Annotated in this window: 11 protein-coding genes; 7 read left to right on the plus strand and 4 right to left on the minus strand. The window is 74.6% G+C overall.

The window, feature by feature from the left end; translation table 11 throughout:
- Positions 1 to 239: 239 nt before the first annotated feature.
- Both ACVCAH_RS26925 and ACVCAH_RS26930 read left to right on the plus strand, forming a co-directional pair.
- The gene (locus tag ACVCAH_RS26925; protein WP_447139002.1) at positions 240 to 1550 is read left to right on the plus strand and encodes a S1C family serine protease; all 1311 of its coding nucleotides are present in this window, start codon (positions 240 to 242) and stop codon (positions 1548 to 1550) included.
- A gap of 73 nt (positions 1551 to 1623) precedes the next feature.
- Positions 1624 to 2046: a preprotein translocase subunit TatB gene (locus tag ACVCAH_RS26930; RefSeq protein WP_447139003.1), complete on the plus strand. Its 423-nt coding sequence runs from the start codon at positions 1624 to 1626 to the stop codon at positions 2044 to 2046.
- A gap of 149 nt (positions 2047 to 2195) precedes the next feature.
- Here ACVCAH_RS26930 and ACVCAH_RS26935 read toward each other — a convergent pair whose 3' ends face one another.
- The 3 genes from ACVCAH_RS26935 to ACVCAH_RS26945 form a co-directional block, all read right to left on the minus strand.
- The gene (locus tag ACVCAH_RS26935) at positions 2196 to 3344 is read right to left on the minus strand and encodes an Mrp/NBP35 family ATP-binding protein (protein ID WP_447139004.1); all 1149 of its coding nucleotides are present in this window, start codon (positions 3342 to 3344) and stop codon (positions 2196 to 2198) included.
- A gap of 201 nt (positions 3345 to 3545) precedes the next feature.
- Positions 3546 to 4154 (minus strand): DUF1003 domain-containing protein, encoded by a 609-nt coding sequence (locus tag ACVCAH_RS26940; RefSeq protein ID WP_447139005.1) that lies wholly within the window; start codon positions 4152 to 4154, stop codon positions 3546 to 3548.
- Positions 4147 to 5433 carry a magnesium transporter MgtE N-terminal domain-containing protein gene (locus ACVCAH_RS26945; RefSeq protein ID WP_447139006.1) on the minus strand — a complete coding sequence of 429 codons (1287 nt, stop codon included), beginning with the start codon at positions 5431 to 5433 and terminating at the stop codon, positions 4147 to 4149. Before ACVCAH_RS26945 ends, ACVCAH_RS26940 begins: the two co-directional genes overlap by 8 nt.
- A 33-nt stretch (positions 5434 to 5466) precedes the next feature.
- Between ACVCAH_RS26945 and ACVCAH_RS26950 the strand changes: the two genes are divergently transcribed.
- Both ACVCAH_RS26950 and ACVCAH_RS26955 read left to right on the plus strand, forming a co-directional pair.
- Positions 5467 to 6336: a PhzF family phenazine biosynthesis protein gene (locus ACVCAH_RS26950; protein WP_447139007.1), complete on the plus strand. Its 870-nt coding sequence runs from the start codon at positions 5467 to 5469 to the stop codon at positions 6334 to 6336.
- An 80-nt stretch (positions 6337 to 6416) separates the two neighbouring features.
- Positions 6417 to 6881, plus strand: a complete 465-nt coding sequence (locus tag ACVCAH_RS26955; RefSeq protein WP_447139019.1) for a hypothetical protein — start codon at positions 6417 to 6419, stop codon at positions 6879 to 6881.
- A 52-nt stretch (positions 6882 to 6933) separates the two neighbouring features.
- On the opposite strand, the gene ACVCAH_RS26960 is transcribed toward ACVCAH_RS26955, so the two are convergent.
- The gene (locus ACVCAH_RS26960; RefSeq protein ID WP_447139008.1) at positions 6934 to 7629 is read right to left on the minus strand and encodes an HAD family hydrolase; all 696 of its coding nucleotides are present in this window, start codon (positions 7627 to 7629) and stop codon (positions 6934 to 6936) included.
- A 106-nt stretch (positions 7630 to 7735) separates the two neighbouring features.
- Between ACVCAH_RS26960 and ACVCAH_RS26965 the strand changes: the two genes are divergently transcribed.
- The 3 genes from ACVCAH_RS26965 to ACVCAH_RS26975 form a co-directional block, all read left to right on the plus strand.
- On the plus strand, positions 7736 to 8692 hold the full coding sequence (locus tag ACVCAH_RS26965) for a DMT family transporter (RefSeq protein ID WP_447139009.1): 957 nt from the start codon (positions 7736 to 7738) through the stop codon (positions 8690 to 8692).
- Positions 8693 to 8801: 109 nt separating this feature from the next.
- Positions 8802 to 11024, plus strand: a complete 2223-nt coding sequence (locus tag ACVCAH_RS26970) for an APC family permease (RefSeq protein WP_447139010.1) — start codon at positions 8802 to 8804, stop codon at positions 11022 to 11024.
- A 182-nt stretch (positions 11025 to 11206) separates the two neighbouring features.
- On the plus strand, positions 11207 to 12435 hold a 1229-nt coding region (locus tag ACVCAH_RS26975; protein ID WP_447139011.1), incomplete at its 3' end, for an RNA-guided endonuclease InsQ/TnpB family protein.

Raw genomic sequence — 12435 nt, forward strand, 5'->3', positions numbered from 1 at the left:
GCGATGGGACACCTCCGGGCGGCGCGAGTGGTGCGGGGGCGGGTTGGCACTGTGAGCGTAGAGGCGGCCCCGAACGGACGCAGCCGCGCGTCCCGGCGCCGACGATCACGGGCGGCAACCGCTGACTCCACCCGGGGCATCCGTGCAATCCTGGAGACGGTATCCCGCCGGTCGCGACCGGGCCGACCCGTCGCCGGGTCGTCGCACGCGGGATCCGGGGACGGACTGGGAGGACCGACGTGACCGACGGCTGGGACTGGCGCCAGCCCGGAGGGAGCCCGACGCCGGCGGGACCGCCGGCGCCGGCGTATCCGCCGCCTGCGCCGACGGCACCGCACGGCACCGGCAGCACCTCGCCCTGGTGGTCCGACGCGCTGGCCGATCCGTGGCGTGACCCGGCCGCCCCGGCCGCGGTGGTGCTCCCGGCCGCGCCGAGCCCCGGTACGGAGCCGGAACCGGTGACCGACCCGGACGCCCCGGGCCGGCCGGCGCTACGGCAACTGCTGCTCATCCCGCTGATCACCGCGCTGCTCGCGGGCAGCCTCGGCGGCGCGCTCGGCTACGCCTTCGCCGTCCGCGGCGGCGCCGGCCCGGGTACGGTGCTCGGTGCCGACCCGCAGCCGCCCGGGCTGGCCCAGCGCAAGCCCGAGTCGCTGGCCGGCGTCGCCGAACGGGTGCTGCCCAGCGTGGTGACCGTGCGGGTGAACAGTCTCGGCGGGACGAGCGAGGGTTCCGGCTTCATCGCCAGCGCGGACGGCCACGTGATCACCAACGACCACGTGGTCGCAGGCGGGAGCGGCAAGGCTTCGGTGATCTTCAACGACGGCAGTTCGTCCCCGGCCACCGTGGTCGGGCAGGATCCGGAGTCCGACATCGCGGTGATCAAGGTTGCCCGCACCGGGCTGCGGCCGGTGGAGTTCGGCGACTCCGAGGCGCTCGCCGTGGGCGACCCCGTGCTGGCCATCGGCTCGCCGCTCTCGTTGGCCAACACGGTCACCGCGGGCATCGTCAGCGCGCTCGACCGGACCATGCAGGCGGGTGAGCCGGGCGGCCCGGTGCGCTACTACGCGGCCATCCAGACCGACGCGGCGGTCAACCACGGCAACTCGGGCGGCCCGCTGGTGGACGGCGCCGGCCGGGTGGTCGGGGTGAACTCGACGATCAAGTCGCTGGTCGCCGACGGGCAGGAGGCGGGCAACATCGGTCTCGCCTTCGCCATCCCGATCAACCAGGCGAAGCGGATCACCCAGGACATCATCGGCACCGGCAAGGCCCGGCGTACGGTGATCGGCGCCCAGGTGGGCGGCCCTTCGAGCGCGGCCGGCGGCGGCGTACGGCTGGTGACGGTGGAGCCGTCCGGGCCGGCGGCCGGCGCCGGGCTCAAGGCCGGCGACGTGATCCTGAAGCTGAACGGGCGGCCGATGACCGAACCGACCGACCTGATCGCCCTGGTCCGCAAGTTCGCGCCCGGTTCGGTGGTCACCGTGGAGTACCGCCGCGGCTCGGACCGGCTGAACGCTTCCGTGACCCTCGCCGCAGACGCGAAGTAGCGGGCGGTCACCCCCTCCCGGTCCGGCGCCCGGCGTGCGTAGTCTTGCTGCTGACGCCGAGAGGGGGCCCGCAGTGCTCGACAACCTGAACATGTGGGAGATCGGTGGGCTGCTGCTCCTGGCGCTGCTGATCTTCGGCGACCGGCTGCCCGCGGTGATCACCGACGGTCTGCGGATGGTGCGCAACCTGCGCAACATGGCCCGCAACGCCACCACCGACCTGAGCAAGGAGCTGGGCACCGACATCCAGCTGGAGGATCTGCACCCCAAGGCGTTCATCCGCAAGCACCTGCTCAGCGAGGAGGACGAGCAGGCGATCCGGAAGCCGCTGCAGGGCGTCTACGACAACCTGCGGGCGGACGTCACCGGCGTGCACGACGAGCTGAAGGACGTGGCCAACGCCGCCGACCTCCGGTCGAACGGCAGCCGGCCGGCCACCGCCACCGGCAACGCCCCGGCGCCCGCCCCCCGCGTCAGCTACGACGACGCCACCTGAGCCGCCGGCAGCGCGCGAACCGGGACGGCTGGCGCGTCCGGGCAGATGTCGCTCGGCTCCTGTGGAGCTGAGTCATTTGGGACATCAGCTCCACAGGACGGCCTGGTACCCCGGCCGACTCCATGAAGCGCCGGGCGCCGGCGGGTGGGTCAGCGGCCGGCCGGCTTGAGGCCCAGCGGCTTGCCGAGCAGCGACTCGCGCCGGACGGCGAGCCGGTCGGCGACCTGGCCCAGCGCCACCGCGGCCGGCGACTCCGGCTCGGCCAGCACGATCGGGTTGCCCTCGTCGCCGGCCTCCCGGACCCGGGTGTCCAGCGGGATCTGGCCGAGCAGCGGCACCTGGGCGCCGATCGTCCGGCTCAGCGACTCGGCGACCGTCGCGCCGCCACCGGCACCGAAGATCTCCATCCGGGAGCCGTCCGGCAGCTCCAGCCAGGACATGTTCTCGATGACGCCGACCACCCGCTGGTGGGTCTGCAGGGCGATCGCGCCGGCCCGCTCGGCCACCTCGGCGGCCGCGGTCTGCGGCGTGGTGACCACCAGGATCTCGGAGTTGGGCAGCAGCTGCGCCAGCGAGATGGCCACGTCGCCGGTGCCCGGGGGCAGGTCGAGCAGGAGCACGTCGAGGTCGCCCCAGTACACGTCGGCGAGGAACTGCTGGAGCGCCCGGTGCAGCATCGGGCCGCGCCACACCACGGCGGCGTTGCCGGCGGTGAACATGCCGATCGAGATGACCTTCACGCCGTGCGCCTGCGGCGGCATGATCATGTCTTCCACGCGGGTGGGCCGGCCGTCGGCGCCGAGCATCCGGGGCACCGAGTGGCCGTAGATGTCCGCGTCGACCACGCCGACGGAGAGCCCGCGGGCGGCCAGCGCCGCCGCCAGGTTGACCGTCACGCTGGACTTGCCGACGCCGCCCTTGCCGCTGGCGACCGCGTACACCCGGGTGCGGGAGCCGGGCTGGGCGAACGGGATGACCGGCTCCTCGGTGGCGTTCCCGCCGCGCAGCTTCGCCTGGAGTCCCTGGCGCTGCTCGGGGGTCATCACGCCGAATTCGATCTCCACGCCGGTCACGCCGGGCACCGCGCCGACCGCAGCCGTGATGTCTTTGTTCAGGGTGTCCCGCATCGGGCAGCCGGCGACGGTGAGCAGCAGCTCGACCCGGACCACACCGTCATCGCCGACCGTGGCGGAGCGGACCATGCCGAGGTCGGTGATCGGCCGGCGGATCTCCGGGTCGTTGACGGTGGCCAGCGCGGCCTGGACCGCGTCGGAGACGGTGCTGACGGGTGCTGACATGCCCGCAATGCTACGTCGGGAGCGATCCCCCGCCGCCGTCAGCGGGGGTCGGTGTGAGCGATTCGATGACGCCCACCGGCGCCGCCGGGGTCTGGACGCGTATCGCACGAAGTGGGACGATCGAGGCGAACGCCGCTCGCCTGGCCCCTTGAGGCGCGCGGCGTTCTGACGTCCCGGCGCCACGCGCCGGGCCCGCCCCGCTCACCCCTCCGGGCGGCCGTCCCGGGCCCAGTCGCCGTCCAGCTCGTCGCGCGGCTCGTCCAGGCCGTCGCTGCCGCCGGCCGCCCGCTGCGCGGCCCGCTCCTGCTGGCGGCGCTCCAGCCGCTGCCGCCGCTGTCCCGCCTCGTCCAGCTCCTCGGCCAGCCGGGCCAGCTCCGAGCGGAGGAAGTCCCGGGTGGCCACCTCGCCCATCGCGATCCGCAGCGCCGCGATCTCCCGGGCCAGGTACTCGGTGTCGGCCTTCTGCAGGGCGGCCCGCCGCCGGTCCTCCTCCAGCGCCAGCCGGTCCCGGTCCGCCTGCCGGTTCTGTGCCAGCAGGATCAGCGGCGCCGCGTAGCTGGCCTGCAACGACAGCATCAGGGTCAGGAACGTGAAGGTGTACGGGTCGAAGCGCAGGTGCGCCGGGGCCAGCGTGTTCCAGCCGAACCAGAGCGCGATCACCACCGTCATGTAGACGATGAAGTTCGCCGTGCCCATGCCGCGGGCGATCCCCTCGGACCACCGGCCGAAGGCCTCCGGGTCGAACCGGGGCAGCGTCAGCCGGCGGGGCTCGCGCGGCTGGTCCAGTCGCTCCGCCCGCCGCTCAACCATCCGCGCCGTCCAGCACCGCGTCGGAGGCGGCCGGGCCGGGCATGGCGTCGCGGTCCCGCCAGTCCCGGGGCAGCGAGTGGTCCAGCACGTCGTCGACGGTGACCGCGCCGACCAGCCGGTTGTTCCGGTCGATCACCGGCATGGCGACCAGGTCGTAGGTGGCCATCCGGCGGGTGATCTCCGGCAGCGGGGTGGTCGGCCGCAGCGGGTCGATGTCGTTGACCACCACGCCGCCGAGCAGGTCGGCCGGCGGTTCCCGGAGCAGCCGCTGGAAGTGCACCATCCCGAGGTAGCGGCCGGTCGGCGTGGTCATCGGCGCGCGGGTCACGAAGACCTGCGCGGCGATCGCCGGGGAGAGCTGCGGTTCGCGGATCCGGGCCAGAGCCTCGGCCACCGTGGCGTCCGGGGGCAGGATCACCGGCTCCGAGGTCATCACGCTGCCCGCCGTGCCCGGGGTGTACTTCAGCAGCTGGCGGACGGGATCCGCCTCGTCCGGCTGCATCAGGTCGAGCAGCACGTCCTGCTCGGGCGGGGAAAGCTCGCTGAGCAGGTCGGCGGCGTCGTCCGGGTCCATCTCCTCCAGCACGTCGGCGGCCCGTTCCCGGTCCAGCGCGGCCAGGATCTCCACCTGGTCGTGCTCGGGCAGTTCGCTGAGCACGTCGGCGAGCCGCTCGTCGTCCAGGGCTGCGGCGACCTCGTTGCGCCGCGCGTCGGGCAGGTCCTGCAAGGCGTTGGCCAGGTCGGCGGGGCGCATGTCCTCCAGCACCGAGAGCAGGTTGGCGGTGCCCCGGGTGTCGGCGATGCCGCTCAACCCGCGGACCCGCTCCCACTCCACCTGGTGCAGGTGGCCGCGGCGGCTCAACCGGCCGGTCTGCTCGCGTACGGCGACGCGGGTCAGCGACCACTCGCCGCCGCGGCTGCACTCCATCGCCACGTCGACCACCGAGCCGGCCTGGCCGCTCGGGTCGATCTGCACCCGCCGGTCGAGCAGTTCCTGGAGCACCAGCAGCTCGTTCGGGCGCTTCTCGAAGCGGCGCAGGTTGAGCGTGCCGGTGCCGAGCACCACCGCGTCCCCGTCGATCGAGGTGATCCGGTTGATGGAGAGGAAGATCCGCCGGCGCATCGGCATCTCGGCGACCAGGCCCACCACCTCGGGCGGGCGCTGGGTCGGGCGCAACCGGGCCACGGCGTCGCGTACCCGCCCCACCTGGTCGCCGTTGGGGTCGAAGACGGCGACGCCGGCAAGACGAGCGATGTAGACCCGGGTCGGCGTGCTCACGGGCACCAGCCTAAGCGCCTAGTGTTTATCAACATGTCGACCTTGGCCTACGAGATCGTGGACGTCTTCACCGACCGCCCGTTCGCCGGCAACCCGCTGGCCGTGGTGTTCGGCGCCGAAGGGCTGGCCACCGAGCAGATGCAGGCGCTCGCGCTGGAGTTCAACCTCTCCGAGACGGTGTTCGTGCTTCCGCCCACCCAGGTCGGCGCCACCTACCGCGCCCGGATCTTCACCCCGGCCGAGGAACTGCCGTTCGCCGGGCATCCGAGCGTCGGCGCGGCGGTGACGGCCAGCCGCCGGGGCATGTTCGGTGTGGGGCAGGTCACCCAGGAGTGTGGCGCCGGGGTGCTGCCGATCGAGGTGACCGCGACCGGGGCCACGCTCACCGGCGGCACCCCCACCCTCGGCCCCGAGCTCGACCCGGAGCCGCTGCTGGAGATGGCCGGGCTCAGCGCGGACGACCACCTCGGCCCGGCGCCCCGGGTGGCCGGCTGTGGGCTGGAGTTCCCCTACCTGCCGGTGCGTCCGGACGCGGTGGCCCGCGCCCGGGTGAACGCGGCGGCGGCACAGCGGTACGGGGTGGAGCATGTGAGCGTCTTCTCCTGGGACGCCGACTCGCAAACCGCGCACGCCCGGGTCTTCGTGCCGGGGCTCGGCGTGCCGGAGGACCCGGCCACCGGGTCGGCCGCGCTCGGTCTCGGGGTCTGGCTGGTCGCCAGCGGCCTGCTGCCCGGCGAGGGCCGCTCGTCGTACGACGTGCTCCAGGGCCTGGAGATCAATCGCCCGTCCGCGCTGACCTGCACGGTGACGGCCGCCGGTGGCGCGGCCGTCGGCGCCACCGTCGCGGGTCAGGTGATGCCGGTGGCCCGGGGCGAGATCATGGTGCCGCCGTTCGTCGGCTGACGCCGACCGGCCGGGTACGGGAGGATGCCGGTGTGACCGACGAGCACGAGCGCAGCAGCACGCCCCTGGTCGACGAGGCGATGAAGAAGGCTTCGGTGGCCTGGGTCACCGTGCCCGGCGGCCCGGCGCTCGGGCTCTGGTGCGTACCGCTGGAGGGTGCGCTCTTCCTGGTGAGCGGGCCGGGTGAGCAGTCCGCGCCGGGGCTGGCCGAGGCGACCGAGGCGTGGGTGACGCTGCGCGGCGATCACGGCGGCCGGATCGTCACCTGGCCGGCCCGGGTGGAGCGGGTGGCGCCGGGCAGCGAGACCTGGGAGACCGCGGCGCCGCTGGTCGCCGGCAAGCGGTTGAACGGCCGGGGCAGCGCCGCCGACCAGATCGCGCGCTGGGCCGCCGAGGGCTGCGCGCTGAGCCGGCTGACCCCGGCGGGGGAGCCGGTCGCCGGGGCCGGGCTGCCCGCCGGGTCGCTGGCCGAGGAGCCCCGGGCGGCGGCGGTGGTCCGGGCGACCCGCAAGCCGTTCCGGCTGCACCGCGTCCGCCGCCGCTGAACCCGCGCCGCAGCGCCCACCGAGCCCGGTCATCCGGCCACGGCCGCTGCCGTCACGCCGGCACCGCCGCCGGGTCGACCAAGTCGAGCACCTCGCTCAGCGAGCGCAGCACCGGCCCCTCCCAGGTGTCGGCGTTGAACACCATGTGCTCGGCCAGGTCGGGTGCGGCCAGCCGCACCGCGGTCATCCCGGCCCGTTCCGCGCCGGTCAGTTCCTGGCTGCCGCCGTCGCCGACGTAGAGGCAGTCCGCCGGCGCCAGCCCGAGCCGGCGGCACGCCGCCTGGTAGAGCGCCGGATCGGGTTTGCAGCAGCCCACCTGCACCGAGAAGATCCGCACGTCGAGCAGCGGGGCGATCGCCAGTTGCGGCAGGAACGCCGGCAGTTCGTGGGTGCAGTCGCTGATCAGGCCGGTCCGCAGCCCCGACTGGCGCAGCGCGGCCAGCACCGGCGCCGCGTCGTCGCGCAGCCGGGTGTCCGCGCGTACCGCCCGGTGCCGGGAGGCCACCGCGGCCCGCACCGCGCCGTCCGACGGGTGTACGCCGGCCTGCTCGCAGACCCAGCGCAGGGTCGCCTCGGCGTTGCCGAGCCGCCCGCTGGCGCGCTGGTAGAAGGTGCGGTCCAGCACCTCGACCAGCGTGTCGGCCGGGCAGCCGAGCAGTTCGGCGGTGCACCGGTGGGCCGCGCCGCGCTGCACCGAGCGGGTGAGCGTGCCGAAGAAGTCGAAGAGCACCGCCTGGTAGGTCGGCATGAGGGAGCGCCTCCGGGCGGTCGAGGGGGTCGCCGGCGGTACGCGCATGATCGTAGCCGAGTGCTGACGGTCCGTGGTGGCCCGGATCGTGTGAGGATTGCACCCCGTGTCCTCCGAACACCGCCCGCCGCTCGACCCGCTGACCACCGGGGCGCTCGCCCTCGCCGTGGTCGCCGTGTCGTCGTCCGCGCCGCTCGTCGCGTTCGCGGCCGCGCCCGCCCTGGCCGTCGCGTTCTGGCGCAACCTGCTCTCGGTCGCCGTGCTCGGCCCGGTCTCGCTGGCCCGCCGCCGGGCGGAACTGAGGTCGCTGACCGTCGGCGCCGGCCGGCGCGCCGGTTGGGCCTGCGTGCTCTCCGGCGTCGCCCTGGCCGCCCACTTCGCCACCTGGATGCCCAGCGCCCAGCTCACCTCGGTGGCCGCCGCGACGGCGCTCGGCGCCACCCAGCCGGTCTGGCAGGGGTTGATCGCCCGAGGGCAGGGCCGGCGGCTGCCGCCGGTGGTCTGGGCCGGGATCGGGGTGGCGGTCGGCGGGGCGGTGCTGGCCAGCGGAGCCGACTTCGCCGCCTCCGGCCGGGCCTTCACCGGTGACCTGCTCGCGGTGGCCGGCGGGGTGTTCGCAGCCGTCTACACCGCGTTCGGCGAGCGGGCCCGGGCCACCGTCAGCACCACCACGTACACCACCGTCTGCTACGGCGTCTGCACGCTGATCCTGCTGGTGGTCTGCCTGGTCGGCGGGGTGCCGCTGGGCGGCTTCGACACCGGCACCTGGCTGGCGATCCTGGCCCTGGTGGCCGGTGCCCAGCTGCTCGGCCACTCGATGTTCAACTACGCGCTGCGGCGGGTCTCGGCCACCACGATCAGCGTGCTGGTCCTGCTGGAGGCTCCGGGCGCGGCGCTGATCGGTTGGGCCTGGCTGGGGCAACTGCCCCGCGCCACCGCGCTGCCCGGGCTCGCGCTGCTGCTGGTCGGCGTCGCCGTGGTGGTGCTCGGCGGCGCCCGCGCGCGCCGCACCCCGCCCGTGCCCACCGCCCTCCCGGCGGACGCCACCCCGCTGTCCGACTGAGCCGCCCGGACGCCACCCGCCGGCCGCCGCGTCCCGCGCCGGGCGCACGTTCCCGCGAAGAGTCCGCATTCCGCCGCCGCGGGCCGCGCTTTCCGTGACAGTGCGAGAGGTGGGCACGGCGAGGGCGGGAAGCGGGACGGACGGCGAGGGCGAGGGCGCGGAGGGCACCCTGGCCACGCCGTCGGCCGAGTTTCCGCCGCTGGAGCCCGAGGAGCTGGCGACGCTGCGCCGGATCGGCGACCAGTGGCGGGCCGCCCGGCGCAACCGCCCACCGGGCGCCGACCTGCTCCCGGTGGACCCCGGTCTCCGCCGTCACGACGGCCGGCCCGCGCCGACCCGGTTCGGGCGGCTCGCCCCGATCGCCATGTTCCGGGTCGGCGAACCGGGTGAGCTGGTCGCCACCGAACCGGCCAACCTCCCCGGCTCCCGGTTCGGCCGCGCCCTCACCCGGCTCCGGCGTGTCCTGCTCGGGCCGCCACTGAGCAGCGCCGCGGTCCTCTACGAGCGAATGCGCAAACTGGTCGCCCTGCCCGTGCTCTCCTCCGACCTGCTCAGCTCGGTCGCGTACGGGCCGGAGGCGATGCTGGCCGTGCTGCTGCTCGCCGGTAGCGGCGCGCTGGGGCTGTCCCTGCCGCTGGCCGCCGGGCTGGCCGTGCTCATGGTGGCGGTCGGCATCTCGTACCGGCAGACCGTGGTCGCCTACCCGCACGGGGCCGGCTCCTACGTGGTGGCCGGGGACAACCTCGGCCCCCGGGCCGGGCTCGCGGCCGCCGCCGGCCTGATGGTCGACTACGTGCTCACCGTGGCCGTGTCGGTGGCCGCCGGCGTGCACGCGGTCACCTCCGCGCTGCCCGGGCTGGCCGGGCTGACGGTGCCGCTCGGAGTGCTCGCCATCGGCCTGCTGCTCGCCGGCAACCTGCGCGGCGTCCGCACCGCCGGCCACCTGTTCGTGCTCCCCACGTACGCCTTCGTGGTCGCGCTGCTGGCGCTGCTCGCGGTCGGCTACGCCCGGGCTGCGGGCCGCGGGTTCGAGCCGGTCCCGCCGCCGCCGGTGCCGGCCGTCGAAGGGCTGGGGCTGCTGCTGGTGCTGCGGGCGTTCTCCTCGGGGGCGGTGTCGATGACCGGCATCGAGGCGGTGTCGAACGCGGTCCCGGTGTTCCGCCCGCCGGAGTGGCGCAACGCCCGCACCACGCTCGGCTGGATGATGACCATGCTGGTGCTGCTCTTCGTCGGGCTGACCGTGCTGGTCCACCTGGCCGGCGTGGTGCCCACCCCGGAGGCGACGCTGCTGTCCCAGCTGGCCCGGGTCACCTTTCCGACCGGCCCCTGGTACGGGCTGGTCCAGGCAGCCACCGCGCTGATCCTGCTGCTGGCCGCGAACACCGCCTTCAACGGCTTTCCCCGGCTGCTGTTCTTCATGGCCCGGGCGGAGCACGCCCCGCGCCGGTTCCTGCACATGGGGGACCGGCTGGCGTTCAGCGACGGTCTGGTCGCGCTGGCCGTCGCGGCGGCCGTCGTGCTGGTGGCCTTCCGCGGGCACACCGAGTCGCTGATCCCGCTCTACGCGGTCGGGGTGTTCCTGGCCTTCACCCTGTCCCAGTCCGGCATGGTGGTCCACTGGCGACGCCGGCGCGGGGCGGGCTGGCGCCGCCGCGCGGCGGTCAACGCGGTCGGAGCGGCGCTCTCCGGTCTCGTGCTGGTCACCGCCGCGGCCAGCAAGTTCACCGAGGGCGCCTGGGTGGTGGTGGTCGCGGTACCCCTGCTGGTGCTGCTGGGCACCGCGATCCACCGGCACTACACGCTGCTGCACCGGTCGCTGGCGCTGCACCCGCCACCGGCCGGCCCGCCGCCCGCGCCACCCGTGGTGCCGGCACCACCTCCGGCGGCCGGGGCGGCGACGCCCGAGGGCGAGGAACTGCCCCAGCAGGTACGGCACCTGGTGGTGGTGCCGGTCGCCCGGCTGAACCGGGCCTCGCTGCGGGCGCTGGCGTACGCGGACTCGCTCGGCCAGCCGACGCTGGCCGTGCACATCGCCCCCGAGGAGCCGGAGGCGGACCGGTTCCGGGAGCAGTGGGACGCGTGGGGCGACCACGTCCGGCTGGAGACGATCGTCTCGCCGTACCGGGCGGTGATCGGGCCGCTCGCGCACTACCTGGAGGCGCTGCACGCCTCCCGGGCGGACCTGGTGCTGACCGTGATCGTGCCGGAGGTGGTGGTCCGCAGCCGCTGGCACCGGCCGCTGCACAGCCGCGCCGAGCAGCGGCTGCGCGCGGCGCTGCGTCCGCTGCCCGGAGTGGTGGTCACCAGCGTCCCGGTGCACCTGACCGAGTGAGCCTCCCGCGCCGGCCGGTGCGGCCGGCCACGCCGGCGGCTAGTGCGGTGTCCACTGAGGTTCGCCGGGTTGGCCGACACCGGATAATGTCGTAGGGATGCGGTTGGGTGGGGTTCGTGCCTCGCCGTCGGGATCCCGCCGCGCCCCGTGTTCTTCATCGCACCGCGCGTGTTGGTTTGCGGGTGACGGCTGCGCAGCGGCGGCGGTGTTTCGGGTTGCTGCGCTCGGCCGGTGACGTGTGGGCCTGTGTATTGGAGATCAACACGTGGCGGTGGCGCCGCCGTGATGCGCCGCTGGTGGGCTATCAGGACCTGTGTCGGGAGTTGTCCGTGTCCGGTCCTGGCACGTTCGGCGAGTTGGACTCCACGGGGGCCCGGTCGGTGTTGCGCCGGTTCTCGGATGCCTGGTTCGCTGCGGCGAAGCGCCGCCGTGAGGGTGACGTGTCCGCGCGGTTTCCGCGGCGCCGCCGCGCGTTGATGCCGGTGCGTTGGTACCACGGCACGTTCGGCCTCGACGGGCGTCGGGTTCGCATCCCCACTGCCAAAGGCGGCCCGCCCTTGGCGGTGCGGTTGGCGCGGGAGCTGCCCTATCCGGTCGAGCAAGTCCGGTCGGTCACCCTGCTGTGTGAGGGCGGCCGGTTGTTCCTGGACGTCACCGCCGAAGTGCCGGTCGCGACCTACCCGGCCAGCTGTCAACCGGATCCGGGCCGGGTGGCCGGAGTGGATCTGGGGATCATCCACCCCTATGCCGTTGCCGGACCCGACGGTGAAGGGCTGCTGGTGTCGGGGCGGGCGATCCGCGCCGAACACCGCATGCACCTCGCCGACACCAAAGCCCGCCGCCGTGCGACCGCCAGCCGGGCGCCGAAGCCAGGGCAGAGCGGGTCACGGCGGTGGCGAAAGCACCGGCGCCGGGCGCGGCTGATCGAGGCACGGCATCGGCGGCGGGTCCGTCAGGCCCAGCACGAAGCAGCCGCCACGCTCGTCTCCTGGGCCGTACGCCAGCGGGTCGGGGTGCTGCACGTCGGTGATCCGCGCGGGGTGCTCGACATCGACGCGGGACGGCGGCACAACCTGCGGCTTCGGCAGTGGCAGATCGGCCGGCTCCTGCAAATCCTCACCGACAAGGCCACCCTGGCCGGCATCACCGTCCATCCGGTCGACGAGCGCGGCACCTCCTCCACCTGCCCCGCCTGCCACCGACGCGTGCCGAAACCCCGCGGCCGGACCCTGTCCTGCCCACACTGCGAGTTCTCTGGGCACCGCGACCTCGTCGCGGCCGCCACCATCGCCACCCGCACCCCGGGCGGCGGACCCACCACCCCCACAGCCGTCGTGCTGCCGGAGGTGGTCACGCACCGTCGAGCCGGCCGGCACCTCCCCGGCGCCGGCCAGTCCCGACGTGACCCCCG

This window comes from Micromonospora sp. LZ34 (assembly GCF_052981855.1).

Excerpts from the sequence above, each read along its gene's own strand:
- ACVCAH_RS26935 (WP_447139004.1), bottom strand. The coding sequence starts at position 3,344 with ATGTCAGCACCCGTCAGCACCGTCTCCGACGCGGTCCAGGCCGCGCTG.
- ACVCAH_RS26940 (WP_447139005.1), bottom strand. The coding sequence starts at position 4,154 with ATGGTTGAGCGGCGGGCGGAGCGACTGGACCAGCCGCGCGAGCCCCGC.
- ACVCAH_RS26950 (WP_447139007.1), top strand. The coding sequence starts at position 5,467 with ATGTCGACCTTGGCCTACGAGATCGTGGACGTCTTCACCGACCGCCCG.
- ACVCAH_RS26955 (WP_447139019.1), top strand. The coding sequence starts at position 6,417 with ATGAAGAAGGCTTCGGTGGCCTGGGTCACCGTGCCCGGCGGCCCGGCG.
- ACVCAH_RS26960 (WP_447139008.1), bottom strand. The coding sequence starts at position 7,629 with ATGCCGACCTACCAGGCGGTGCTCTTCGACTTCTTCGGCACGCTCACC.